We start from the raw sequence: 25,753 nt of genomic DNA on the forward strand, positions 1-25,753 counted from the left end.
AGTTTTACTTGCTCAGACCCTGCCCTTTCAGCATATTCTGCAAAACGGTCAGGTCTGCGGACAGGTCCATGCTCTCTGCCGCGTACAGGGCATCCAGCTGGTTTTCAAAAGCCGTGGCAATGGAGGCGGCGTTGTGCTCCACCTCGGCGCGGATGGCGGCGGCGTTCTCGCCCCGCACACCCTGCTTTGCAAGCTTTGCGTACTGCTGCAAAACGTTTACGGCGTCCGGCAGATAGTAGTTGGCAAACCGGCGCACCTGCTTTGCCTTGGCGGGGTTTGCTTCCACCGCTTCCACGATGGAGCGTCCTGCCTTTTCCATGCGGGTCATAGCGGCGGACAGCTGCGGGTCGGGCAAAGCCTCGTTCAGTGCGTGCAGGGTGTCCAGCTTCTGCTGGATATCGGTCAGCATCTGGTCCACATCCTCCACACCGGTGTGGAAAGGTACCTCGTGCTCCACCACCCGGGGCGGGCAGGTCTTTTTTGCCACGCCAAAGGCCACGGCGGCACCGCCCAGCGCCACCAGCAGCGCCCATAATTTGTATACCGGCAGCACCGCGCACAGTACCACGAACACCAGCGCCATGGCGTAAAAAGGCAGCACGCTGGGCTTTTGGGTGCGGATGATCTTGCTCATGGTCATTTCTCCTTGTCCGGGGCAGTGCGCCCCTTATGATATCCATAATACAACGTCCGCAAAAAAACGCAAGTATCCCGCAAAAGAATTTACAGCCTTGTCATCATTTTACGATCCAGTCCGCCAGTGCAGCGCCCCAAAGCTCCTCCAGCCGGGCGGGGCTGCAGGCGGCGTTGGCTGGACTTGTACTTGGCAGACGGACAGCCGGGATGCCGGTAAGCGGCTGCTGATATTTTGTATAGATACGGTAGGCTGTGGCACCGTTGCAGAACACCGCCCGGATGGGCGCTTTGCGCAGCAGCCCGGCGATATCGTTGGGCACCACATCCCGGATGGAGGCATCCGATGCGCCGGTGATGGTGCAGCTTTCCAGCGTATCCCACAGCGCCAGCCCGTGGCGCAAAAGCAGCTGCTTTTTGGCGGCGATATCCTCCCGCGCGGGCAGCGGCTCTCCGGTCAGCGCCGCCAGCAGCGGCCAGAACCGATTTTGCGGATGGCCGTAGTAAAAGGCCATCTCCCGGCTTTTGGGGCTGGGCCATGTGCCCAAGATCAGCGCCCGGCTGCGTTCATCGTACACCGGTGCAAAGCTCATAAACTGCCGCCTGCACTTTCAATATTGCCCCATGCAGAACCAAAGTCCCTGCCAGAGGGCTCCGCGCGGGGGCCGTCGAACCACAGCTCCTCGATCAGCGCCGCCACGCCGTCCTCCCGCACATCCCCGATGATCCGGTCGGCAGCGGCCTTGGCGTCCGGGGTGCCGTTTGCCATGCAGGCACTCAGGCCTGCGGCTTTCAGCATCCCCACATCGTTGGCAGAATCGCCCACAGCCACGGCATCCGCCAGCGTAAGCCCCATCTGTGCACACAGGTCGGCAAGCCCTACGCCCTTATCCATGCCGCCGCGCACGATATCATAGTAGCAGTAGCCGTCCGCGTTCTGCGCGCCCACCTGCATCCAGTGCAGGCCAAGGTAGCCGTATTTTTCGTGGAAGCGCTCCACTTCCTGCGGCGGCATGGCGGCAAAGGCAGCGTGGGGCATATCCACCAGATGCCTGTCCTGATCCTCGCCGTCCACGCAGTCCAGCCCGGGGCTGTTCATCATCTGATAGCCGGTGTGCAGATACTCGTACTCGCAGTAGGCGTAATAGGCATCCCGGAAGTTGAATTGCAGCGGGTAGTTATAATCCTCGCAAAAATCCACCAGCACATACATCTCCTCGCTGGTAAGCGGATGCTCGGCTATTACGTTGCCCTGCCTGTCCACCACGCAGGCACCGTTGCAGGTAATGGCGTAGTCGTACCGGATGCCGCCCAACTGGTTTTTGTCCCGGATGCCGGGGTATGCGCGGCCGGTGCTGAGCACGAATTTGCCCCCGGCGGCTTGCAGCTTTTTTACCGCCTTTACCACCGCCGGGCGGGGCTTAGCTTCGCCAAAGGGCACCAGCGTGTTATCGTAATCGCTCGCCAGAATCTTATATTGCATGGTCATCTCTCCTGTGTGCATCGTTTTTCTCCCAGTATAACACATTTTAAAGTCCAGCGGGAGAGGGAGAAAAGAAAAATGGGACAGCAGAATACCCGCAGGCATTCCACTGTCCCGAAATCCAAAATACTTTTATCTTCAGGCAAACACCGCCACGACCACCTGCATCGCCACGCCCACAAAGGCACCGGCGGCCCATGTCAGGCCGGTGATAAAGAGGTTCTGCTTCCACGAGGGGTTGGCGCGCCACAGCACAGCCAAGCCCACACCCGCACCGGTGCACAGCCCCGCCACAAGGCTGGAAAAGCGCAGCGCACCCTCCACATACAGCTGGGTCAGCAGCACGCTGGCGGCGCAGTTGGGGATCAGCCCCACCAGAGCCGCCACCACCGGCTGGAAAAAGCCCATATCGCCCAGCATCTCGGCGAACACATCCTCGCCCACGCCCTCTACGATCATGCCAAACACCAGACCGAAGGCGAAGATGAACACAAAGATCTCCAGCGTGTGGCGCAGCGCCGCCTGCCAGATGGGCTTTTCGTTGCCCTCGGCATCGCTGTGTTCCTCGTGGCAGTCCACCTCGTCCGCGTGGCCGGTGTAGCCGCCCCGCAGACCCTTGGGCAACATGCCCCGTAGGACAAAATCCAGCACAAAGCCCACCACAATGGCGTACAACACCTTGATGACCATCAGGACGGCCAGCTTATCCCAGTAAGCGGGCATGGAGACCAGCAGCGGGATCGCTTCGTCACTGGTGGCAAGGTACACCGCCATCAGCGTGCCCAGCGTGATGACCCGGGAGGCGTAGAAGTTGGATGCAATAGCGGAGAAGCCGCACTGCGGCACACAGCCCAGCACTGCACCCGGCACAGCACCCCAGCGCCCGCCGCCCGCCAGCAGCGCCTCGATGCGCTCGCCGTGGCGGTGCTCGATATACTCGATCAGCAGATAGGCCAGAAACAGAAAGGGCAGCATCTTGGCGGTATCCACCAAGGTTTCGCCCAAAACATCCAGAAACAGTTCCATAAATAATCGCTCCAAAGACCCGCAGGGGGGCGTCTCTCAACAATTTGCAATCAGTTTGCATTTTCGTGCAGGGTAGATTATACACGATATCCTTCCCAATTGCAATACCAAATTGCAAATTGGTTGCAATTTTATGTTATGGAACGTTGCAGCGCGTAAAAATACGATTTTGAATGGTCTCCGCGTCTTACGGGTTGCGGTGCCCTACATTTACAGCGTTGCTTCCGGTGAAATTTTCTGCTTGCCGCAAGCGTGCAAAGACGCTCCGCTGGGCCAGAGGCAGGGAGGGGTGTTCCGACTCCCCCCTCCCTACCTCTGGACTCCACCCACCCCGCAACGGGCCAAGGGCTACTCGCCCTTGACAATCCTAAAGCAGAGGTCGAAGCACAAAAAAGCTAGCGCTGCGCCAGTCGGCGCTATCGCTTTAACGCTTTTTTCGCTTCTCCATCTATAACCCCTCAGTCGCTGCGCGACAGCTCCCCCAAGGGGGAGCGAGCGCCCGCCCGCAGCGCCGCGCTTTCATAGAAAGCGGCGCTGCAACTGCCGTTTTTCTCCACGACCCCACCTGTGAAAATGGGGTTCAGAAACGCCCGCAGGCGTTTCTGAACCCCGAAATAAAAAATACTATTTCCTTAGCTTATGCGCAGAGCAACGCGGAGCGCATTCCAAATCGTCCCACGCAGCAAGGAAGCTGCGGTCTGTTTTACCCCTTCAGCGGTACAAAGCCCACAAGGTCTTTGACGACCTCGCCGCCGATGATCAGACCGGCCACCGAGGGCACAAAGGCGTTGGAGCCCGGCACGGTGCGCCGCGCAGTGCACTTGCGCTGAGTGCCCGGGGGACAGATGCAGTGGTCCTTGCAGCTGATGGAATCATCCTCGATGGGAGTCATGACAGGCTCCTTGGAGTAGACCACCTTCAGGTGCTTGATCTTGCGCTTGCGGCACTCGGTACGCATCACCTTGGCAAGCGGGCAGACCGAGGTCTTGTAGATATCGGTCACCTCAAAGCGGGTGGGGTCCATCTTGTTGCCTGCACCCATGGAGCAGATGATGGGCGTGCCCGCCTCCTTGCACTTCATCACCAGCGCCAGCTTACCGGTAACGGTGTCGATGGCGTCCACCACATAGTCGTACTGGGTAAAATCGAAATCGTCCTGCGTCTCCGGGCCAAAGAAGCACCGGTGGGTGGTCACCTTGATGTTGGGGTCGATATCGTGGATGCGCTGTTCTGCCACATCCACCTTATACTGCCCTACCGTGCTGCGGGTGGCGATGATCTGACGGTTGAGGTTGGTCAGGCAGACCTTATCGTCATCGATCAGATCCAGTGCGCCCACGCCGCTGCGTGCCAGCGCCTCCACTGTGTAGCCGCCCACGCCGCCGATGCCAAACACTGCCACCCGGGCGTGGTGCAGCTTTTCCATAGCCTCTGCACCCAGCAGCAGCTGGGTGCGGGAATACTGATCCTGCATTTTGTTCTCCTTACTTTTCTACGCGGGTGATGGTGCCGCCGCCCAGCACCACATCGCCCTGATACAGCACGGCAGCCTGCCCCGGGGTGGGGGCACGCTGAGGCTGGTCGAATTCCAGCCGGAAGCCGTTTTCTGCGGGGTAAACGGTGGCCTGCTGCTCGGCCTGATGATACCGGGTGCGGGCGGTGACCCGCAGCGGCCCGGTCAGCGCCGGGATAGCGATCCAGTTCACATCCTCTGCGTAAACGATGCGGTCAAACAGTTCACTTTCCGGCCCGACCGTAACGGTATTGGTCTGCATATCCTTGCCGCAGACGTACACCGGCGCACCCAGCGCGAGGCCAAGCCCCTTGCGCTGCCCCAGCGTGTAGCGCACTGCGCCGCAGTGGGTGCCCACCACCTTGCCGCTCCGATCCAGAAAATCTCCGGCGGGGTAGTGCTTGCCGGTAAACTGCTCCATAAAGCGGGCATAGTCGCCGTCCGGCACAAAGCAGATATCCTGACTGTCGTGCTTCTGGGCGTTGATAAAGCTGTGCTCCTGCGCGATCTTTCGCACCTCGGTCTTGTGCAGTGCACCCAGCGGCAGACGGATATGCGCCAGCTGCTCCTGCGTGAGGTTATACAGCACATAGCTTTGATCCTTGCCCTCGTCCAGCCCCTTTTTCAGCAGCCAGCGGCCGGTGGCTGCATCCTGCTCCACCCGGGCGTAGTGGCCGGTGACCACATACTCCATGCCGTGTTCCTCCGCCCAGTCCAGCAGGTGGCGGAACTTCATATATTTATTGCAGTCGATGCAGGGGTTCGGGGTGCCGCCCGCCTCGTAGACGCGGATAAATTTTTCAATGATCTGTGCCCGGAAGTCGGCGGTGAAATCCAGCACCTGATACGGCATATCCAGCGCAAAGGCCACCTCGGCGGCGTCCTCGATATCCTTTTCCGAGCAGCAGGTCTGGTAACCGGACTGTCCCAGCGTTTCGTTGTGGGTAAGCCGCATGGTGATGCCGGTGCAGTCGTAGCCCGCCTGCTGCATCAGGCAGGCCGCCACCGAGCTATCCACGCCGCCGCTCATGGCAATGAGGGCGCGGGGACGGTTTGCAGGGTTCTGAGTGGTCATAGGTTCTCCTTTTATGGGTTCAACATACTAAAGCAGTAGTATAATACTACCGCAGCATAAACCGCTTGTCAAGACGCTATCATTTTCTGCGCCGCAGCCAGCAGCGCCGGTTTTTCGTTGGGATATTCTGCGCGGATGACGCCGTCCAGCAGCGTTTCCAGCACCCGGCGCAGCGCAGGCCCTGCCGGGATGCCTGCCGCCATCAGGTCGCGTCCGTTCACCGCCAGCTGGCTCACCCGGCAGCATACGCCGTCGGCTTCCAGCTGCCGCGCCCGCTGCGCTGCAAGGGCGCAATCCGGGGCATTCTGCGGGTGCAGCGCCGCGCACAGCGCACACAGCCGCTCCACGGTACGCAGCCCATATCGGCCCAAAAGCTGCCGAAGGTGGATATCACTGGCGCGTTCCGGGGCGTGTGCGGGAGTTTCTCCGAGGACCGTCCGCTGGGGTGGGACCCTGCTGCCGCAGGCAGTAGGGCGGGCGATGGAATGGCCCGATTCGTGTCCGAGGAGAAAGCTCCCGCACACGCCCTCCCCTGCCGTTTCCCGCACTAATACCGCGGTCTCCTCGATACAGGCGTTGGAGCAGCGCAACCGTTTGAGCACACGGCGGGTATCGGCCTCGCCCAGAGCGCCCAGCAGCGCCGCCCAGCGCACCGGCAGATTTTCCTCCCCTGCCGGGCAGGCATCCAGCACCGGCTTTGCGGCTTCAAGCGCCGCTGGGGTCAGCTCCGGCAGTACCACCGCCAGCACGGCGGGCTCCAGATATGCCCCCGGCTGCGGGGCTGCCAGCAGCTTTGCCAGTTCCTCCTGAATGCGCTCGGCAGAGATGCAGTCCAAGTGCGGTGCCAGCTGCCGCGCCGCCCGGGCGGTAGCTGCATCCAGTGCAAAGCCGAACCTTGCGGCAAAGCGGTACAGCCGCAGGATACGCAGTGCATCCTCGGTAAACCGCTGTTGCGGCTCACCCACCGCCCGCAGCAGACCGTTTTGCAGGTCTTTTTGCCCGCCAAAGGGGTCTACCAGCCCCTCGGCTGCATTATACGCCATGGCGTTGATGGTAAAATCCCGCCGGGCAAGATCCTCCCGCACGTCCGGTACGAACTGCACCGCGTCCGGGTGACGGCCATCGGTATAGCTGCCCTCGGTGCGAAAGGTAGTGGTCTCGTACAGCTGCCCGCCGTATTTGATGGTGACCGTGCCGTGCTGCAACCCGGTGGGGATGCACTGCTCTGTCCCGAACAGTTCCATTACCTGCTGCGGCAGGGCACTGGTGCACAGATCCCAGTCGTGGGCGGTGCGTCCCAAAAGGCTGTCCCGCACGCAGCCGCCCACGGCGTAGGCTGCGTAGCCCGCTGCGTGCAGGGTGTCCAGCAGGGCAGCTGCCCCGGGGTCAAGTGTCAGCTTCATTCCTCGTTCTCCTCGTAATGCAGGGTGATGCGTTTGCCGTCAAAGCCGCATTCTGCCGCCGGAAAGATGCTTTGCGCCTGTGCAAGCTGCTGTTCCGGGTCGGTGATCATGGGGGAATAGTGCACCAGCCACAGCCGCTTTACACTAGCCTTTGCTGCCAGCGCCGCGCTTTGACCAAAGGTGCTGTGCCCCCACTGCGCGGCCTGCTCCTGCTGCTCCGGCAGGGCATAGGTGGCATCGCAGAGCAGAAGGTCTGCCCCCTGCGCCGCCTGTTCCAGCGCCGGGCAGGGCGCACTGTCGCCGGAAAAAACGAACCGCAGCCCCTTGCGGGGCGCGCCCAGCACCTCGGCGGGCTGCACCATACGCTCTGCCAGCGGAACAGCCTGTCCCCGCTGCAAAAGCCGCCACTGGGTCACCGGTACGCCCAGCGCCCGCGCCTTTTCCGGGTCGAACCTGCCCGCCCGGGGCAAGTCCAGCCGGTAGCCCAGACTGCGCACCCGGTGCTTTGTTGCCACCGGCAGCAGCGTTGCCCCGGCAGGCCATCCATCCGAAAGAGCATCCAGCGCCACAGGCTGTCCGGCGCGGCAGATAAGCGGCTTTACCGCGTAGGGCAGCGGCCCGGTCAGGGCATATACCGCCCGCCAGACCTCCAAAAGCCCCTCCGGACCCAGCAGCACCAGCGGACGGGTACGCCCCTGCGCCCCAAGAGTCTGCAAAAGCCCGGGCAGACCAAAGATATGGTCTCCGTGGTAGTGGGTCAGACAGATGGCATCCGCGCGCATCAGGTTCACCCCGGCGCGGCGGGCAGCGGTCTGGGTGCCCTCGCCGCAGTCCAGCAGCAGGCTGTGCCCGCCGCACTCTGCCACCGCGGCGGTCAGGGCGCGCTCCGGCAGCGGCATGGTGGCAGCCGTGCCCAGCAGTGTAATGGTCAGCATAAGCAGTTCCTCCGTGGTTCTTCCCTGTTATCTTACCACAAACCCCGCTTGTGCACAATTCTTTCTGCCACGGCATAAGCTGGGCAAAGCCTTGAAAAGGGAGGGCGCAGCCTATGCAGCGTGACCGCAGAAAACGCTATTCCCCTGCCCGGCGTCCGGTACTTTTGCGCCGGGTGCTTTTGGTGCTGTGCATTCTGGCGGTGCTGTGGCTGGGGTACAGCTGCATGATGCCGCAGCTGCTTTTTTCTGCCCGGGGCACCATGATCTTTATGCCGGACCCGCCGCTGCGGGGGTAGCGGGACGATTTGGAATGCGCGCCGCTTCCGGGTTGCGGCACCCAGCATCCGCTTCGTGCCTTGAACGGCACTCGCGTCTTACTGGCCGCTGCCCCAACAGCTCCTCCCTGTTTCCGCCACTGGCGGCGGTCGTCGTTGTTGCACTTTGCGCATATTCAGCGGAAGAATTATTTAAAATTCGCAATTCTGGAAAATCTGCGGAGCTTGTCGGGGCAAAACCCCTCCATCTGCTAACGCAGACCGCTCTACCACTTAAAAGCCCCACTGGGGCTTTCATTGCTGCGCAAACGCGGATTTTCCAGAATTGCCTTTTCACGGGAGGGAGCGTAAAGGCGAGAGACGCAAAAACAGGGCTGCTGCACATTGCTTTGTGCAGCAGCCCTGTTTCCAACTTATATACTTTCCAGCACCTTTTTCCCGGTCAGCGGGTCGGGGATGCCCAGCAGCGCCAGTATAATTGCCATGCGGATATACACACCGTTATGCACCTGATCGAAATAAGCGGCGCGGGGGTCGTTGTCCACGTCCGGCTTGATCTCGTCGATGCGGGGGAGCGGGTGCAGCACCGGCATGGTGGGCGGTGCCACCTGCAGCAGCTTTTCGTCCAGCGCATAGCAGCCTTTCAACCGCAGATAGTCCTCCTCGTTGAAAAAGCGCTCCTTCTGGATGCGGGTCATGTACAGCACATCCAGACCGGGCAACTCGGCTTCAAGGTCAGCGGTCTCTTTATAGTTCTGGTGCAGCGGAGTCAGGGTCTCGTCCTTGACGTACTGCGGGATGCGCAGCTCCTCGGGTGAGATGAACACGAACCGGTTGCCCTCGAACTGGCTCAGCGCGGCGGTGAGGGAGTGCACCGTCCGGCCGAACTTGAGGTCGCCGCAGAAGCCGATGGTCAAATGATCCAGCCGCCCCTTGCGCTGGCGGATGGTCATCAGGTCGATCATGGTCTGGGAGGGGTGGGCGTGGCCGCCATCGCCTGCATTGATGACGGGCACACGCGCATACATGGACGCCCGCAGCGGTGCGCCCTCCTTGGGGTGGCGCATGGCAATGACGTCTGCATAGTTGCTTACCACGCGGGCGGTATCGGCCACCGTTTCGCCCTTGGTGGCGCTGGAAAGCTGGGCCCCTGCAAAGCCCAGCGTCTTGCCGCCCAGCCGCAGCATGGCCGACTCGAAGGAAAGCCGGGTGCGGGTGCTGGGCTCGTAGAATAAGGTGGCCAGAATGCGGCCATCGCACAGGTGGGCGTAGGGCGCGGGGTCGGCCTCCATCCGGTCGGCAAGGTCGAGCAGTGCCAGCTGCTCAGCCAGAGAAAAGCTGCCGGGCTCAATAAAATGTCTCACAGCCATTCTCCCTTCAGCACAAATTTTTCGCGCTCGGCACCGGTGGAAACAAACTGGATCTCGTGCCCCAGCTGCTTTTCCAAAAATTCCACATAGGCCTTGGCTTCCTTGGGCAGTTCCGCCCAGCTGTGGCAGCCAGAGATATCCTTGTTCCAGCCGGGCAGCAGGGTGACCACCGGCTGCACACGGTCAAGGTCGGACAGGGTGTCGAAGCGGGGGACTTCCACGCCGTCCAGCTTGTAACCGGTGATGACCGGGATCTGCTTCATGCTGCTCAGCACGTCCAGCTTGGTCAGTGCGATCTTATCCGCGCCCTGACATTGCAGGCCGTAGCGGCTGGCAACGCAGTCAAAGGGACCCACCCGGCGGGGACGTCCGGTGGCTGCGCCGTACTCGCCGCCGGCCTTGCGCAGCTTTTCGTTCCACGCCTCGTCCATTGCATTCTCTGCTGCAAAGGGGCCTGCGCCCACACAGGTGGAGTAGGCTTTCAGCACACCCACCACATGGTCCAGCTTGCAGTTGGGGATGCCCGCACCCAGCGGCGCGTAGGCCGCCAGCGTATTGGAGCTGGAAGTGAACGGGAAGATGCCGTAGTCGATATCCCGCATTGCGCCCAGCTGCGCTTCCAGTACGATGCGCTTGCCGCTGTCGTGCGCCTGCTGCAAGAAAGCGCCCACATCACAGATGAAGGGCGCAAAGTACGCCGCCTGCTGCCTGCACCAGTTCAGCAGGGCATCGTAGCTCATGGGCTCCTGATGATAGCAGCCCGCCAGCTCCATGTTTTTGGCGTCCAGGATCATGTGCAGACGGTTCTGGGTGCGCTCCTCGTCCAGATGCAAAAGGTCACCCAGACGCAGGGTCTTTTTGCGGTACTTGTCGCTGTAAGCGTAAGCAATGCCGCGCCGGGTAGAGCCGAACGCGCCGCCCTTCTTGGCAAGGCGGTCCTCTTCCAGCCCGTCCTGTACCTTATGCCACGGCATGGAGATGGTAGCCTTATCGGAGAGTTTCAGGTTCTCCGGCTCCACCTTCACTCCGCGCGCCTCGATGGCCTCCATCTCCCCGGCCAGATGCTCAAGGTCGATTACCATACCGGTGCCCAGCACGCAGGTCACCTCCGGGTGCAGGATGCCGGAGGGCAGCAGATTCAGGATGAACTTGCCCTTCTCGGTCACAACGGTATGACCGGCATTGTTGCCGCCCTGATAGCGCGCAACGATATCGGCATTTTCGGCCAGCAGGTCGATGACGCGGCCCTTGCCCTCATCGCCCCAGTTGATTCCAGTAACAGCGGTCAGCATAAACTTCATTTACCTTCTTTTCATTCTTGTTTCCTGTTCGCGGTGTTTATTATACGAGCGTGCAGAGAATATGTAAAAAGTATCCTGTGTATAGCAGCAATATGTTTTTTACATTGCAAAGGCTGCTGTCCGCATCCGGCACAGTCAAGCCGTAAAAAGCGCTTGCAATTCCGGCGCGCCGTGCTATGATACAAGAAGAGCATAAAGCCGCTTCTGCCGCAGGCCGCGCCGGAAGCCCGACAGGAAAGAGGGGCCGCACTCATGTATGTGGACTGGGAATACTACAAAATCTTTTACTATGTGGCAAAGTATCAGAACTTTACCCGCGCGGCGCGGGTGCTGGGCAACAACCAGCCCAACATCACCCACGCCATGAACCGGCTGGAAAGCCAGCTGAACTGCGTGCTGTTCATCCGCTCCAACCGGGGCGTCACCTTAACACCGGAGGGAGAGCTGCTGTATTCCCGCATTGCCTCGGCAGCGGTGCAGATACAGGATGCAGAAGAAGAGCTGAGCGCCACCGCCACGCTGGAGCACGGTGCCATCAGCATCAGCACTACCGAGACCGCTTTGAACATCTACCTGTCGGAAAAGCTGCGCGCTTTCCATACCGAGTACCCGGGCATCCGGCTGCGCATCTCCAACCACTCCACCCCGCAGGCGGTGCAGGCGGTACGCAACGGCGAGGTGGATTTTGCCATCGTGACCACCCCCGCAGAGGTGGAAAACGGGCTGAAAATGGTAGAGCTGATGCCCTTTTATGAGGTGCTTGTGGGCGGAAAGACCTTTACGGCGCTGGCCAGCCAGACCCTGAGCCTGAAGGAACTGGCCGGTTATCCCCTGATCTGCCTGAACGAGGAGAGCATGACCCGCAGCTTTTACCGGCAATTCTTTCTGGAACATGACGCGGTGCTGAAGCCGGACACCGAGGCCGCCACCACCGACCAGATGCTCACGCTGGTCAAAAGCGAGTTGGGACTGGCCTTTATGCCGGAGCCCATGGCAGCACCCCTGCTGGCCAGCGGAGAGCTGGTGCAGCTGCACTTGCAGGAGATCATCCCCTCCCGCTCCATCTGCCTTGTGTACGACCATCACCGCCCGCTGAACACCGCCGCCCGCAAGTTTCAGCAGCTGCTGACCAAGGCCGGGGCACGGAGCTCGGAACGCAAATAAACCAAACAGCAAGGGGCTGCTGCACCAATGATGGTACAGCAGCCCCTTTTCTGTTATTTCCGGGCGCTCTGTTTCAGCTCCCGCTGTTCTTCCTGCAATTCCTGCTTCAGGGTGCGGTCGATTTCCCGGGTCTCCTGCCGGATGACGGTCAGGTCTTTTTCGATGACCGGGTTCTCTTCCAGCTCTTCCCGGATGAACATCAGCGCAAAGCTGACCAGCAAAAAGCAGCAGGAGATCCAGATGGCTCTGCCGCCCAGCTGCGCCGCGCTCTTGCTGCCCAGCCCTGCCCCCAGCGCGAACAGGAATATGATGCCGAAGTAGCGCACCATCCTATCCTTTGCGTGGGGCTCATGGGAGTTGCGCCAGATGCAAAAGGCCTCCACGCCGCTGCGCAGGTCGCCGATGCACATGGTACTGGCAAAGGCGTAGCCGTTCACCTTGCGGAAAGCCTGCACCTGCATGGCGCAGGAAAAAGAAACGATGGCGTTAGCCAGCAGGTTCTGCGATTGGGGCAGAAAGCCCACCGCAAACAGCAACAGCACCTCGCCCAGCACCACCAGCTGCCGCCAGTGCAGCCGCTGCATCGCCTGAAAGTGCTCCCGCAATTTTTCCGCAGCCAGCACCCCCAGCGCAAAGGCGCACAACGGCACCAGATAGTGCAGCACCTTATCCCACCGGCCATCCATGATATTGGCGCTCAGCAGCACGATATTGCCGGTCTGGGCATTGGCAAACACCTTGCCCCGGAACAGATAGGTGTAGGCATCCTGCAAGCCGCCGGACAGCGAAAGGAACACCGCTGTAAGAAAGGACTCGGACATTTGTCCGCGATGCTTTGTTTTCATACTTGTACCCTCTTTTCGGGCTCTATTATAATACATTTTGCATCAGTTTCTGATATCATTTTTACATACCGGCTATGTTTTCCGCCCCAAAAGGCACAAAAAGCGCGGGTGTCCTTCCCTATTTCACCGCAATCTGTTAGAATAGGGATAGAAAATTTCGTACACAGGAAGGAGTTTTTAGTATGAAGATCGCAATCCCTTATGAAAACGGTCAGGTGTTCCAGCACTTCGGCCACTCTGCGCAGTTCAAGCTGTACACTGTCGAGGAAGGCCGCATCACCGGTGCCGAGGTGGTCTCCACCGACGGGCAGGGGCACGGTGCACTGGTGGGCTTTCTGGTGCGCAACGGCGTAAATGTGTTGCTGTGCGGCGGCATTGGCGGCGGTGCACAGATGGCACTGGCACAGGCCGGTATCCGGCTGTGCGGCGGCATTACCGGCGATGCCGACAGCGCTGCGGCGGCTTATCTTGCCGGCACGCTGGTCTTTGACCCCAACGCCCGCTGCACCCACCACGACCACGAGGAGGGCCACAGCTGCGGCTCTCACGCCTGCCACGCCGACAAGGGCGGCTGTGCTGGCAACTGCCACTAAAGGCCGCTCCCCTTTCCGGGCGGGACGATTTGAAATGCCCTCCGCTTGCGCTCTGGGCATTTTCACAGGAAGAAGTAAGCAAAAAACGGGCAGCCCGCAGGCTGCCCGATTTTGCGAAAAAAAGTTATTCAGAGAACTTCTCAGACCTTCTCGATGGTAAAGCTCCACTCGCTGGTCATGGCCTCGTCCGGCTCCAGAACCTCGTGCTTGCCTTCCTCGTTCACGCTGTTGGCCCAGCCGTTCCAAGGCTCCATGCAGACAAAGCTCTCGGCATCCTGCTGCCACAGCACACCGTTTTCAAAGGTCTCGTCAGCGTCCACGGTCACCTTGTGGCCGTTGCCCTTGTCGGTAAAGGTCATGGGGAACTGCACACCGGTCAGCAGACGGATGGTGTTGTCTGCACCCTCCTTGCGGGTGAGGGTGATCTTTTCCGGGGCGGCAGGCTGCTCGCCCTTGGCGTTCTCAGAGCAGGTGGCGCACTTGATGTCAAACTCCACATTCTCCAACTTGGAGGCGGTAAAGTAGGGGTGGTAGCCAAAGCTGAAGGGCATATCGGTGTTGCCCTCGTTGATAACGGTCAGGCTGACCAGTGCCTTGTTGCCCTCCAGATTATAGTTGAGCAGCAGAGTGAAATCGAAGGGATAGAGGAACTTGGTCAGCGGGGTGGACTCCAGTGCCAGCGTCACGCCGTCCGGGCCAACGCTGTCCACTTCCCATGCGCACAGGTCGGCAAAGCCGTGGGTCTCCATGGGGTAAGCCTTGCCGTCAAAGATGTGCACGCCGTTATCCGGGTTGCCGCAGCTGGGGAACAGCACCGGCACGCCAAAGCGGGGACGGTTGCACTCGGAGAAATTGGGGCGGCGGGTCCAGACGAACTCTTCACCGTCCAGCGTAAAGCTGGTGATCATACCGCCGCGCTCCGGGGTGATGGTGAGGGCGGTCTTTGCCTCGGGGTCGGTGATGACGTACTGCTCGTAGCAGGCGCCGTTCTCGGTGATGTACCGGGTGGTGATCTGATTCATAAGTAAAAGCCTCCTATTATTGCCGCCGGGTCGCCCCGGCGGGTCATTCCTTGTGCTCGGTCTGCCGTGCATCCAGCTTTTTGAAGTAGTAATCAATGCCGTAGCGGATAAAATACTTGATCAGCCGCACCGCACCGTAGAGCAGCGCTGCATAGATCAGCAGAGAAAACAATACTGCGCCATTTGCACCAATCATATAAAACACTTCCTTTCCGTTTTCATGCACAAAAAGGCCGCCGTACCGCTTTTTGCCGTACAGCAGCCCTTTTTTTCAGTTACAGAACCACGCCGTCCTTGAAGATGGAGATCTCGCGGAAGCCGTGCTTTTCCGCCTTGGTCTGCTCGCCGCTGGCCACGCGGATGACCAGATCCAGCAGATCCTTTGCAGCCTCGTCGATGGTCTTTTCACCATCCGCGATGACACCGGTGTTGAAATCGATCCAGCCGCCCTTCTTCTCTGCCAGCGGGGTGTTGGTGGAGATCTTCAGGGTGGGAGCCGGAGCGGAGAACGGGGTGCCGCGGCCGGTGGAGAACAAGATCAGGTGTGCGCCTGCTGCCGTCATGGCGGTGGCAGAGACCAGATCATTGCCCGGGCCGTACAGCATATTCAGACCCTTGGTCACCACGGGGTCGCCGTAGCCGATGACGTCCATGATGGGAGCAGTACCGCCCTTCTGCACGCAGCCGCAGCTCTTATCCTCCAGCGTAGTGATGCCGCCGGCCTTGTTGCCCGGAGAGGGATTATCGTACACCACCTCGTTGTGGCTGATGAAGTAATCCTTGAAGCCGTTGATCATGTGCTCGGCCTTGACGAACACTTCCTTATTGATGCAGCGGTCCATCAGGAAGCCCTCTGCACCGAACATCTCGGGCACCTCGGTCAGCACGGTAGAGCCGCCGCGCTGGCCCATCATGTCGGAGAAGCGGCCAATGGTGGGGTTGGCGGTGATGCCGGACAGGCCGTCCGAGCCGCCGCACTTCATGCCCACCACCAGCTCAGACACGGGGATGGGCTGGCGCTTGAACTGCCCGGCGTAGGCAGCCAGCTCCTTCAGGATATCACGGGCGGCGGCAAACTCGTCCTCCACGTCCTGACAGGTCAGGAATTTGACGCGGTCGTGGTCGTACTCGCCCAGCTCCTCCACGAACTGATCGTGCTGCAGGTTCTCGCAGCCCAGATGCAGCACCAGAACGGCGGCGGCATTGGGGTGGCGCACCAGCGCAGCCAGCAGCTTGCGGGTCTGTGCGTGGTCGTGACCGGTCTGGCTGCAGCCGAAGGGATGGGTGAAGGTGTACAGACCCTCGATGGAGCCGGTGACCAGATCCTGATTGTCGGCTACCATCTTCTTGGCGATATCGTTCACACAGCCCACGGTGGGGATGATCCAGATCTCGTTGCGGATGGCGGCGCGGCCATCCTTGCGGCGGAAGCCCATAAAGGTCTCCGGCTCGACCTTAGGCAGCGGAGCCAGATCCGGGGCGGGGTTATAGCTGTACTCCACCTCGCCGGACAGGTTGGTGTGCACGTTATGGGTGTGCATCCAGGTACCGGGGGCGGCGTCTGCGGTGGCGTGACCGATGGGGAAGCCGTACTTGATGACGTTCTCGCCGTTCTTAATGGGCTTGACTGCCATCTTGTGACCCTGCGGGATATCCTCCAGTGCGGTGACGGCAAGGCCGTCCACCTCCACCAGCGTGCCCTTGGCAATGGGGTGCAGGGCAACGACCACATTGTCGATGGGGCTGATATGAATTGCCTGCGGCATAGTTGTTCTCCTTATCGTATCGCACAAAAGGGCTGCTGCCCAAAGCAGCAGCCCTTTGTTGTGCGGGTAGGTTGATTTTTCAGCTTACAGGCAGCTCTTGTAAGCAGCCTCGGCACCCTGCGTGCGGATCATTTCCAGATCTGCCAGCACAGCGGCTTCCAGACCCTCGATCTTGGTCAGATCCTGATCCCACATCTGGGTGTTGGTCAGCACAGCGTGCACCAGCTGCGCAGCGGTGTCGTCCTTGTGTGCATAGTAGAAGTCCAGAGCCCATGCGTCGTCCTGGATCTTGTAGGTGTTGCCTGCGGGGCGCTTGCAGATCAGACCGTCAGCGGTGCGCTCCTGAATATCGTTGGAGTAGAAGGCGATGTAAGCTGCCAGAGACATGGTCAGGCACTTGGGCAGCTGCTTCTGCTCCTCGATGTAAGCGAGGAAGGAAGGCATGTTGCGAGCCTTCCACTTGGAGGTGGAGTTCAGAGAGATGCTCATCAGCTCGTGGTTGACGAAGGGGTTGTTGAAGCGATCCTCAACAGCAGAGGCAAAGTCCTCCAGATCCTTCTTGTCCAGCGGCAGGGTGGGGATGATCTCCTCGTGCAGCATCTTGTTCATAAAGCCGCGCACGGTGTCGTTGTGCATGCAGTCGCGGACGATATCAAAGCCTGCCAGATAAGCGCCCAGCACAAAGCCGGTGTGTGCGCCGTTCAGGATGCGGACCTTGCGCTTCTTGTAGGGGGTAACGTCAGGCACGACCATGACGTTGACGCCGGCCTTCTTGAACGGCAGCTTGTCCTCCAGACCTGCGGGGCCCTCGATGACCCACACGCCGAACACTTCGCCCACGTCCAGAACAGCATCGTGGTAGCCGTTGGCCTCTTCCAGAGCGGCCAGCTCCTGCGGGTCACGGATGCGGCCCGGAACGATGCGGTCCACCAGAGTGGAGCAGAAGGTGTTGGCAGTGTTCATCCAGTCGATGAAGGCGGGCTCCAGATCCCAATCCTTAGCATAGTTGTTGCAGCACTTCTGCAGCTCCTTGCCGTTGTTGTCGATCAGCTCGCAGCTCAGGATGACCAGACCCTTATCGGCAGCGCCGTTGAAAGCCTTGTAGCGCTCGAACAGCACACGGGTCAGCTTTGCGGGGAAGCTGTTGGGGGGAACCTGATCGAACTGGCTGTCGCCCTTGGTGTAGGCAATGCCGGCCTCAGTGGTGTTGGATACAACAGTTTCCAGATCCTCAGAGCGAGCCAGAGCCAGAACCTCGTCCCACTTGCCATCGATGTAGGGGCACACGCAGTCGGACACGCAGGAGATCACCCGCTTTGCGTCCACCTTCTGGCCCTTTTCGCTGCCGCGCAGGTACAGGGTGTACAGACCCTCCTGCTCGTTGATCCAGTCTGCCATCTGGGGGAAGTTGCCGATGGGCTGCACCAGCTTGACCTTGCCGTTATAGCCGGCCTTCTCGTTTGCAATATCGTAGAAATAGTCCACGAAAGCACGCAGGAAGTTGCCCTCGCCGAACTGCATCACCTTAACGGGAGCATCCTTCAGGATGTAGCCGTTGTAGCCAGTGCCTTCCAGAACCTTGTAGTTCAAAGTTTCCATCTTATTGATCTCCTTTATAAACTTGCTTTGCATGGCAGGCTCTCGTTTTCCCTGCCATCTTCTGCTCCTATTTTATGCTGTTGTATACAAAGAAGTCAAGTGTTTTGTGCAATGTTTTTAGTCCAAAAATGGCCATTCAGCGCATTTCCAGCGGTTTATACAATTCTGAGGGTGAAATTTTGGCAGTTTTTCAGTTGTATACATCGGCGTTTTCCGGTATACTAAGAATAAGGCAGCCTGCCCGTCCAAAGCAGGTGCATTTCATGCCCGTTTTTGTCTAAATTTTAACAAACTCATCAGAGAAAAGGAGTTAAAATCCCATGAAAGCATTTATGGATAAGGACTTCATGCTCCAGTCTGCTACCGCACGGCATCTGTATCACGACTATGCAGCTGCTATGCCCATCTGCGACTATCACTGCCACATTCCTCCCCGCGAGATCTACGAGAACCGCCGCTTTGAGAACATCACTCAGGTGTGGCTGGGCGGCCGCAACCCGGACGGCAGCTACTTCGGCGATCATTATAAGTGGCGCGTGATGCGTTCCAACGGCGTGCCCGAGGAGTACATCACCGGTGACAAGCCCGACCGCGAGCGCTTCCAGAAGTTTGCCGAGGCTCTGCCCATGGCCATTGGCAACCCCATGTACCACTGGACCAATCTGGAGCTGCACGTTTTCTTCGGCTACGACGGCGTGCTGAACGGCGACACCGCTGAGGAAGTGTGGAACCTGTGCAACGACAAGCTGCAGCACGATCCCAAGCTGACCGTCCGCGGCCTGATCGAGCAGAGCAACGTGGCCTTCATCGGCACCACCGATGACCCCATCGATGACCTGTACTGGCACAAGAAGATCAAGGAAGATCCCACCATCAAGTTCACCGTGGCTCCTTCCTTCCGTCCTGACAAGGCCGTCAACATCAGCAAGCCCGGCTTTGCTGAGTACATGGGCAAGCTGGCTGCCGTTGTGGGCAAGGAAAAGCTGGCCTGCATCGACTGCGTGACCGATGCCCTGACCAAGCGCATCGAGTTCTTTGCCGAGATGGGCTGCCGCGCTTCTGACCACGGTCTGGACTACGTTCCCTACCGTGAGGCAACCAAGGACGAGGTGAACGCCATCTACCAGAAGGTGATGAACGGCGAGAGCTGCACCGTGGAAGAGGCCGAGAAGTACCAGACCTACATCCTGATCCATCTGGGCAAGCAGTACCATCGTCTGGGCATTGCCATGCAGTTCCACTACAACTGCCTGCGCGGCATGAACCGCAAGATGAACAGCCTGCTGGGCCCCGACACCGGCTTTGACATGATCAACACCGCCACCTGCGGCGGCCAGATCGCACAGCTGCTCAGCGCCCTGAACGACACCGATGAGTGCCCCAAGACCATCATTTACAGCCTGAACCCCGCCGACGATGCACAGATCGGCACCATTCTGGGCTGCTTCCAGAACAGCGAGATTCCGGGCAAGATCCAGCACGGCTCCGCATGGTGGTTCAATGACCACAAGATCGGCATGGAGGATCAGATGATCCGTCTGGCAAGCCTTGGCCTGCTGGGCAACTTTGTGGGTATGCTGACCGACAGCCGCAGCTTCCTGAGCTACACCCGCCACGATTACTTCCGCCGCATCCTGTGCAACATCATCGGCCAGTGGGTCGAGGACGGCGAGTATCCCAACGACGAGAAGGCTCTGGAGAAGATCGTCAAGGGCATCTGCTTCGACAACGCAAAGCGTTACTTCAACCTGTAAGCGCTTTCTCCTTTTCCTGAACTGAATCTCCGCGCCGCCCGCAGACAATGCCGTCTGCGGGCGGCGCTTTGTTTTGCCCTTTTACGTCTAAAATGCACCGGATATGCCTGTTTTTTCACCTTTCATCGGTTGTTTTCCGTCTTTTTCTACAACTTCTCCTTTATCCCTTGACTTCCCCGTATAAGGAGAGTATATTTTTGCATGGCATTCAGGCCAAATTACTGTATTTTTTGATGGAGGAAACCCATGAATGGTTTAAAAGAAGCCTTCAGCCGCGAAAATCTGCTGAAGAATCTAAATTTCTTTGCCCTGCTGAACCTCGGCCTTGTGCTTACGGCAGTGGGCATCGTATATTTTAAAAATCCCAACCACTTCGCCTTCGGCGGCACCTCCGGCCTGTCCATCCTGCTGGCAGACCTGTTCCCCCACATCAATGTGGGCGGCTTTATGTGGATCATCAACCTGGTGCTGGTGGTGCTGGGCTTTCTCTTTTTGGGCATCAAATGCATGGGCTGGACGATCTACTCTTCCTTTGCACTCTCCTTTTTCGTGTCCTGCTGCGAGTGGCTGTACCCCTCCGGCGTGTCCCTGAGCGGCGATGCCATGCTGGATCTGGTGTTCGCGGTGTTTTTGCCCGCGCTGGGTGCTGCCATCGTGTTTGATATCGGCGCTTCCACAGGCGGCACCGACATCGTGGCGCTGATCCTTGCCAAGTACACCTCCATGGAGATCGGCAAGGCGCTGATGGTCAGCGATATCCTCATTGTGCTGGCCGCCGCCGTACGGTTCGGCATGGGCACCGGCCTGTACTGTATCCTTGGCCTCATTGGCAAATCCTTCGTGGTGGACGGTGCCATTGAAAACATCCGCCTGCGCAAGGTGTGCACCATTATGACTGCGAACCCGCAGCCCATTCTGGACTTTATCATCCACGACATGAACCGCTCTGCCACTGTGGAAAAGGCCTACGGTGCCTACACCCACCACGAGCTCAGCGTACTGGTGACCGTGCTGACCCGCCGTCAGGCCTTGCAGCTGCGCAACTTTCTGCGGGAGAACGACCCCCACAGCTTTATCACCATCGTCAACTCCAGCGAGATCATCGGCAAGGGCTTCCGCTCCTTCAACTAAGACCGCTTCGTATCCTTTTTTCATCCATTTTTCGCTAAAGGCTTCCCCCGACCGGGGGAAGTCTTTATTCAGAGGATCGCCCCATGCCACGCAACTCCGTACTTGAAGAAAAACGCAAAATAGTGTATTATATAGTATTATGAGTAAAAGGGGGCACACTGTGCCCTGACAGGGGGAACCTATATGGCTGATAAAAACTTTCTGACAGATATCATCGATGCCGACCTTGCCGAGGGCAAGGTGCAGCAGATCCACACCCGCTTCCCGCCGGAGCCCAACGGCTATCTGCACATCGGCAGCGCCAAGGCCATCTATATCAACTGGTCCATTGCCAACCAGTACGGCGGCAAATTCAACCTGCGTCTGGACGACACCAACCCCGCCCGCGAAGGTGAGGAGTACGTCAACAGCATCATCGAGGATCTGCACTGGCTGGGTGCCGACCCCAACGGCGGCATCTTCTACGGCAGCGATTACTTTGACAAGTGCTATGAGTACGCCGAAAAGCTGATCACCGAGGGCAAAGCTTATGTGGATGACCTGACCCGCGAGGAAATGCGCGAGTACCGCGGCTCCGATGCCGGCAAGCACTCCCGCCCGTCCCCGTGGCGCGACCGCAGCCCGGAGGAAAACCTCGACCTGTTCCGCCGGATGCGTGCCGGTGAGTTCAAGGAGGGCGAAAAGACCCTGCGTGCCAAGATCGATCTGGCAAGCCCCAACATGAATATGCGTGACCCGGCCATCTACCGCATCAAGTACGCCGAGCATCACCGTCAGGGTAACAAGTGGTGCATCTACCCCATGTACGACTTCGCCCACCCCATTCAGGACGCTATCGAGGGCATCACCCACAGCATGTGCAGTCTGGAATTCGAGAACCACCGCCCGCTGTACAACTGGGTCATCGAGAACATTTTTGGTGCCGAGTTCCCCAAGCAGCGCGAGTTTGCCCGCCTGAACATGACCAACACGGTCATGAGCAAGCGCTACCTGCGTGAGCTGGTGGAGATGGGCATCGTGGACGGCTGGGACGATCCCCGTATGCCTACCCTGTGCGGTCTGCGCCGCCGCGGCTACACCCCCACTTCCATCTTCACCTTTGTACGGGAGGCCGGCATCTCCAAGTCTGACAACCTGATCGATATGCGTCAGCTGGAAGCCTGCATCCGCAGCGAGCTGGACCTGACCGCACAGCGCCGCATTGCCGTGCTGGAACCGGTCAAGCTGGTGGTGGACAACTACCCTGCCGACAAGACCGAGTACTTTGACGTGGCCAACAACCCCAACCGCGAAGCCAACGATACCACCACCCGCAAGGTAGCCTTTACCCGCGAGCTGTGGATCGACGCCGAGGACTTTGCCGAGGTGCCGCCTCCCAAGTTCAAGCGCCTGACCGTGGACGGCGAGGTGCGTCTGATGGGTGCCTATATCGTCAAGTGCACCGGCGTGGACAAGAACGCCGACGGCAGCATTGCTGCCATCCACTGTACCGCCGACCTTGAGACCGGCAACGGCAACCCCGCCGATGGCCGCAAGGTCAAGGGCACCATCCACTGGGTAAGCGCCGCACACTGCGTGGATGCCGAGGTGCGCCTGTACGACAAACTGTTCACCGAAGCCAACATGAACGGCATTCCCGAGGGCAGCGACTACAAGGACTACCTGAACCCGGAAAGCGTCACCGTGCGCACCGGCTGCAAGCTGGAAGAAAGCCTGAAGGACGCAAAGCCCGGTGAGAAGTTCCAGTTCGTGCGCACCGGCTTCTTTACCCCGGACAGCAAGAACCCCGGCGTGTACAACCGGGTGGTCACCCTGCGCGACAGCTTCAAGCCCGCAAAATAATCACCCCCAAGGAGAAGATACCATACCATGACCGCAAAAATGACCCGTAATATCCTGCTCATGTTGGCAGCCACCGTGCTGATGGGCATTGTGCTGAACCTGTATATCCACAACACCGGCACCGTACCCGCCGCCGACAACGCCGCCCCCCTGACCGATGGCAGCTACACCTCCTCTGCACAGGGTTGCTTGAGCGAGGTGACCGTCACGGTCACCGTGACCGGCGGCAAGGTGACCGCCGTACAGGTGGACGCCTCTGCTGAGACCCCGGACTTGGGCGGCAAGGCCGCCGAGACGCTGGCAGCGCAGCTGACACAGACCGGCTCCACCACCGGTGTAGACGCCATCACCGGCTCCACCATGACCAGCGAGGCCATCTTTACCGCCATGGACGCCTGCCTTGCGCAGGCGCAGTGATGCTGTAAACCACAAGAACAAAAACTGCCGCACAGTTGTGCGGCAGTTTTTTGTTTCTGTTCCTTCGTGCTGAACGATTTAGAATGCGCTCCGCGTTTGCTCTGCGCATGTTCAGCGGAAATGCTATTTATAATTTCGTAGTGCCGGAGCGTCTGCGGACGCTCCGGTACTACATTTTCACGGCTGGGGGTCGTAAGGGCAAGCTGCATATTGCGTTTCCCTACAAGCACTGTGCCGCAGGTCGTTTTTCATTGCAGAACATGTCGGGTTATGCTATACTTGGTCTGCCGCACTAAAAACGGCAGGTGCTGTCTGCACAAAAGGTGGTCTAGCTTCCTCCGGCAAGCTTCCGGGGGCTGTGAAACCTTATTGTCTGGTTCCCCCGGACGCAAACGCGAAAGGGGGGATGCCACATGACACTGGATAACGTTCTGCAGCTGTTCGTCATTATTGGCGGCACAGTCGGGATCACGTTCAAGATTTCGTGGGCGATCTTTCAGGAGATCCATAACAATAAGAAATGACCGCCCCAGCTTTCCAATCCTGAGCGGTCATTCTTATTGACGTACTTAGCTAAAGGAAGCTGACCATTGCAGGCAGCACCTTTTCTATTTGTAGTATAACGCTCCCACGCCGTTTTGTCAAGCAGCGCCGGTTTTACAGGGTGCTTTGCAGCCGTGCGCCGCTGGCGTACTGGGTGCGGCGGTCCATCTGGTTATCCATCGGCTGACCGGCGGCATAGCGCTTGAGGTTATGTGCAAAGATATCCACGATGTTGTCCAGCGTCTTGGGCAGGCTGAAGCCGCCGGTGACATGGGGTGTGATGATCACGTTCGGCTCTGCCCACAGGGGATGCTCCGGCGGCAGCGGCTCGGGGTCGGTCACGTCCAGTCCTGCGCCGGAAAGCCGCCCGCTGTGCACGGCGGCTGCCAAGGCTTCGCCGTCCACGGCAGTGCCGCGCCCCACATTGAGCAAGATGGCACCGGGCTTGCAGAGCGCCAGCCGCTCTGCGCCAAACAGATGCAGCGTTTCCGGCGTGCCGGGCAGGCTCAGCGCCACAAGGTCAGCCTGCGGCAGCTCTGCGTCCAATTCGCTCTGCGCCACCACCCGGGTGCAGTAGTCCGGGCATGGGGTATCCGGGTGCACGGTGCGGCGCACGCCCACCACCTTGGCACCCAGCGCATACGCCCGCCGGGCAAAGTTCGAGCCGATATCGCCCATGCCCACGCACAGCACCCGGCTGCCCGCAATGCTACCCACAGAGTGGCCGGTGGGTGCCCAGCGGTGCTCCCGCTGGTTGTCCCGGTAGGTGGGCAGCTCCTTGAGCAGGCTGAGCCACATTGCCAGCATACACTCGCTGATGGCCAGACCGTAAGCGCCGGTGGCATTGGTCACGATGCAGCCCTCCGGCAGCACCCCCGGCTCCAGATAGTTATTGGGGCCGGCTGTGTTGGACTGGAACCACTCCAGATGATCGTTCTGCCGGATCAGCGGCACCGGCAGGTTGCCCAGCACCGCATCAGCCCACAGGGCATCCTCCGCCGTGGCGGTATCCGGGGTGGTAAAGCGATATGCAAAGCCCTGCACCGCCTCAATGCGGGCCCTCTGCTCTGCACTGATGGGCAGGCAGACAAGGATATGTTTGGACATAATGGGGCTCCTTTCCTCTTTTTTGTCTATCATACCGCAAACTGTGCGGCGACACAAGAGGGTGGTTCTGTGCTTTCAGACGCATCCCGTAAAAGAACAATGCCGGGCAGCCCGAAAGCCGCCCGGCACCGCATTAATTTTCAGTCCAGTGCACGGATGGCGTCCACCGTGCAACGGTACTGCTCTGCCACCTTTGCAAACTGCTCCTGCGTGCCCTCCAGCTGCCCGGCGCGCAGGGTCTCGGTCAGGGTATAGGTAGGCGCGTACAGATTGGAAAAGCCCAGATTCTGGCAGACGCCCTTGAGGGTATGCGCTCCGCGGAACGCCCCCTTCACGTCTCCCCTGCGCAGCGCTTCCTCCAGGATCTGAAAGCTGTCGTCCTGCAAGAACATCCGCACAAATTTGCAGATCATGGCTTCGTTATACAGCCGCCCCAGCACCTCCTGATAGTCTGCGCCCATCTTTTTATAGCATTCCTGTATCGTCATCGCTTACGCCGTGCCTTTCTTTTTTGCTATCGTCTGCTTTCCCACCGCCGCATCTTACTACGCTTCACGGCGATATAGTGTTATGATAGCACCTTCCCAGCCAGTTTGCAACTAGAGCGCAACAAGTTTTGCACTCTGTATAGTTTTTGTGTTCTCTTTTTGGCAGTTGCGCCAAAGCCACGCCCAGCTCTTTAAAAAGCGCCTGCTGCCGTGCCCTTTTCCGCTGCTGCCAGCCGCCGCTTCTGCCGGCTGAAAAAAAGCAGACCGTGCAGCGCCGTCAGCTGCGGATTCTGTATTGACGAACCGCACAAAAAACGATATACTATATTCTGGCGGTGCAGCCGTGCCGCCAGATGTCGGGGTGTTGCGCAGTTGGTAGCGCGCCTGCTTTGGGAGCAGGAGGCCGCGAGTTCGAGTCTCGCCACTCCGATACTGCAAACGCACGTTGATTCGATAAGAGTCAACGTG

Annotated in this window: 24 protein-coding genes and 1 tRNA gene; 8 read left to right on the forward strand and 17 right to left on the reverse strand. The window is 59.5% G+C overall.

All coding sequences use genetic code 11. The features are described from left to right. Window positions 1-4: 4 nt before the first annotated feature. The 8 genes from MTP36_RS13210 to MTP36_RS13245 all read right to left on the reverse strand — a co-directional run bounded on the left by MTP36_RS13210 (window position 5) and on the right by MTP36_RS13245 (window position 8,068). Window positions 5-634, reverse strand: a complete 630-nt coding sequence (locus tag MTP36_RS13210; protein WP_015537494.1) for a 5-bromo-4-chloroindolyl phosphate hydrolysis family protein — start codon at window positions 632-634, stop codon at window positions 5-7. A 103-nt stretch (window positions 635-737) separates the two neighbouring features. Continuing rightward, entirely contained in the window at window positions 738-1,226 is a 489-nt protein-coding gene (locus MTP36_RS13215) for a DNA-deoxyinosine glycosylase (RefSeq protein WP_249251258.1), read from the reverse strand. Next, window positions 1,223-2,116, reverse strand: a complete 894-nt coding sequence (locus tag MTP36_RS13220) for an HAD family hydrolase (protein ID WP_249251260.1) — start codon at window positions 2,114-2,116, stop codon at window positions 1,223-1,225. The genes MTP36_RS13215 and MTP36_RS13220 overlap by 4 nt, the downstream gene beginning before the upstream one ends. Window positions 2,117-2,254: 138 nt before the next feature. Next, window positions 2,255-3,142: a putative manganese transporter gene (locus MTP36_RS13225; protein ID WP_249251262.1), complete on the reverse strand. Its 888-nt coding sequence runs from the start codon at window positions 3,140-3,142 to the stop codon at window positions 2,255-2,257. 703 nt (window positions 3,143-3,845) lie between these two features. Then, window positions 3,846-4,616 (reverse strand): tRNA threonylcarbamoyladenosine dehydratase, encoded by a 771-nt coding sequence (locus MTP36_RS13230; protein ID WP_097783186.1) that lies wholly within the window; start codon window positions 4,614-4,616, stop codon window positions 3,846-3,848. A gap of 10 nt (window positions 4,617-4,626) precedes the next feature. Further along, the gene (mnmA, locus tag MTP36_RS13235; RefSeq protein WP_249251267.1) at window positions 4,627-5,730 is read right to left on the reverse strand and encodes a tRNA 2-thiouridine(34) synthase MnmA; all 1,104 of its coding nucleotides are present in this window, start codon (window positions 5,728-5,730) and stop codon (window positions 4,627-4,629) included. A gap of 68 nt (window positions 5,731-5,798) precedes the next feature. Then, window positions 5,799-7,133, reverse strand: a complete 1,335-nt coding sequence (locus tag MTP36_RS13240; RefSeq protein WP_249251268.1) for a CCA tRNA nucleotidyltransferase — start codon at window positions 7,131-7,133, stop codon at window positions 5,799-5,801. Then, complete coding sequence (locus tag MTP36_RS13245; RefSeq protein WP_249251270.1) at window positions 7,130-8,068, reverse strand: ribonuclease Z; 939 nt, start codon at window positions 8,066-8,068, stop codon at window positions 7,130-7,132. Before MTP36_RS13245 ends, MTP36_RS13240 begins: the two co-directional genes overlap by 4 nt. Window positions 8,069-8,181: 113 nt before the next feature. On the opposite strand from MTP36_RS13245, the gene MTP36_RS13250 reads away from it, so the two are divergent. Next, entirely contained in the window at window positions 8,182-8,364 is a 183-nt protein-coding gene (locus MTP36_RS13250) for a hypothetical protein (protein ID WP_249251273.1), read from the forward strand. Between the two features lie 392 nt (window positions 8,365-8,756). Here the strand turns inward: MTP36_RS13250 and pyrB are convergent, their stop codons facing one another. Both pyrB and MTP36_RS13260 read right to left on the reverse strand, forming a co-directional pair. Continuing rightward, window positions 8,757-9,713 (reverse strand): aspartate carbamoyltransferase, encoded by a 957-nt coding sequence (pyrB, locus tag MTP36_RS13255; RefSeq protein WP_249251276.1) that lies wholly within the window; start codon window positions 9,711-9,713, stop codon window positions 8,757-8,759. Beyond that, complete coding sequence (locus tag MTP36_RS13260) at window positions 9,704-11,014, reverse strand: adenylosuccinate synthase (protein WP_431733004.1); 1,311 nt, start codon at window positions 11,012-11,014, stop codon at window positions 9,704-9,706. The genes pyrB and MTP36_RS13260 overlap by 10 nt, the downstream gene beginning before the upstream one ends. Window positions 11,015-11,266: 252 nt before the next feature. Here MTP36_RS13260 and MTP36_RS13265 point away from each other — a divergent pair, with 252 nt between their 5' ends. Further along, window positions 11,267-12,178 (forward strand): LysR family transcriptional regulator, encoded by a 912-nt coding sequence (locus MTP36_RS13265; protein WP_249251278.1) that lies wholly within the window; start codon window positions 11,267-11,269, stop codon window positions 12,176-12,178. A 53-nt stretch (window positions 12,179-12,231) separates the two neighbouring features. Here MTP36_RS13265 and MTP36_RS13270 read toward each other — a convergent pair whose 3' ends face one another. Further along, a complete protein-coding gene (locus tag MTP36_RS13270) occupies window positions 12,232-13,023 on the reverse strand; it encodes a YoaK family protein (protein WP_249251280.1) in 792 nt (263 codons plus the stop codon). 182 nt (window positions 13,024-13,205) lie between these two features. On the opposite strand from MTP36_RS13270, the gene MTP36_RS13275 reads away from it, so the two are divergent. Continuing rightward, window positions 13,206-13,616, forward strand: coding sequence for a NifB/NifX family molybdenum-iron cluster-binding protein (locus MTP36_RS13275; RefSeq protein ID WP_055186765.1), 411 nt, complete (start codon window positions 13,206-13,208; stop codon window positions 13,614-13,616). 140 nt (window positions 13,617-13,756) lie between these two features. On the opposite strand, the gene MTP36_RS13280 is transcribed toward MTP36_RS13275, so the two are convergent. The 4 genes from MTP36_RS13280 to MTP36_RS13295 all read right to left on the reverse strand — a co-directional run bounded on the left by MTP36_RS13280 (window position 13,757) and on the right by MTP36_RS13295 (window position 18,003). Continuing rightward, window positions 13,757-14,638, reverse strand: a complete 882-nt coding sequence (locus MTP36_RS13280; protein WP_249251282.1) for an aldose epimerase family protein — start codon at window positions 14,636-14,638, stop codon at window positions 13,757-13,759. Window positions 14,639-14,681: 43 nt separating this feature from the next. Beyond that, window positions 14,682-14,834 (reverse strand): hypothetical protein, encoded by a 153-nt coding sequence (locus tag MTP36_RS13285; RefSeq protein WP_199680603.1) that lies wholly within the window; start codon window positions 14,832-14,834, stop codon window positions 14,682-14,684. Between the two features lie 79 nt (window positions 14,835-14,913). Beyond that, window positions 14,914-16,404, reverse strand: a complete 1,491-nt coding sequence (locus MTP36_RS13290) for a UxaA family hydrolase (RefSeq protein WP_118658762.1) — start codon at window positions 16,402-16,404, stop codon at window positions 14,914-14,916. A gap of 84 nt (window positions 16,405-16,488) precedes the next feature. Further along, complete coding sequence (locus MTP36_RS13295; protein WP_208936304.1) at window positions 16,489-18,003, reverse strand: tagaturonate reductase; 1,515 nt, start codon at window positions 18,001-18,003, stop codon at window positions 16,489-16,491. Window positions 18,004-18,323: 320 nt separating this feature from the next. Between MTP36_RS13295 and uxaC the strand changes: the two genes are divergently transcribed. The 4 genes from uxaC to MTP36_RS13315 all read left to right on the forward strand — a co-directional run bounded on the left by uxaC (window position 18,324) and on the right by MTP36_RS13315 (window position 23,147). Beyond that, window positions 18,324-19,757 (forward strand): glucuronate isomerase, encoded by a 1,434-nt coding sequence (gene uxaC / locus MTP36_RS13300; protein WP_055186762.1) that lies wholly within the window; start codon window positions 18,324-18,326, stop codon window positions 19,755-19,757. Window positions 19,758-20,003: 246 nt separating this feature from the next. Further along, window positions 20,004-20,888: a YitT family protein gene (locus MTP36_RS13305; protein WP_055186761.1), complete on the forward strand. Its 885-nt coding sequence runs from the start codon at window positions 20,004-20,006 to the stop codon at window positions 20,886-20,888. Window positions 20,889-21,071: 183 nt separating this feature from the next. Next, the gene (locus MTP36_RS13310; RefSeq protein ID WP_249251284.1) at window positions 21,072-22,730 is read left to right on the forward strand and encodes a glutamine--tRNA ligase/YqeY domain fusion protein; all 1,659 of its coding nucleotides are present in this window, start codon (window positions 21,072-21,074) and stop codon (window positions 22,728-22,730) included. A 27-nt stretch (window positions 22,731-22,757) separates the two neighbouring features. Then, on the forward strand, window positions 22,758-23,147 hold the full coding sequence (locus MTP36_RS13315) for an FMN-binding protein (protein WP_055186760.1): 390 nt from the start codon (window positions 22,758-22,760) through the stop codon (window positions 23,145-23,147). A 657-nt stretch (window positions 23,148-23,804) separates the two neighbouring features. Here the strand turns inward: MTP36_RS13315 and MTP36_RS13320 are convergent. Both MTP36_RS13320 and MTP36_RS13325 read right to left on the reverse strand, forming a co-directional pair. Then, on the reverse strand, window positions 23,805-24,797 hold the full coding sequence (locus MTP36_RS13320) for a D-2-hydroxyacid dehydrogenase (protein WP_249251286.1): 993 nt from the start codon (window positions 24,795-24,797) through the stop codon (window positions 23,805-23,807). A gap of 140 nt (window positions 24,798-24,937) precedes the next feature. Next, entirely contained in the window at window positions 24,938-25,285 is a 348-nt protein-coding gene (locus MTP36_RS13325; RefSeq protein WP_249251288.1) for an Hpt domain-containing protein, read from the reverse strand. A gap of 357 nt (window positions 25,286-25,642) precedes the next feature. On the opposite strand from MTP36_RS13325, the gene MTP36_RS13330 reads away from it, so the two are divergent. After that, window positions 25,643-25,715, forward strand: a tRNA-Pro gene (locus MTP36_RS13330). The last annotated feature ends 38 nt before the right edge of the window (window positions 25,716-25,753 follow it).

The organism is Faecalibacterium sp. I4-1-79, from assembly GCF_023347235.1.
Lineage (GTDB): Bacteria > Bacillota > Clostridia > Oscillospirales > Ruminococcaceae > Faecalibacterium > Faecalibacterium tardum.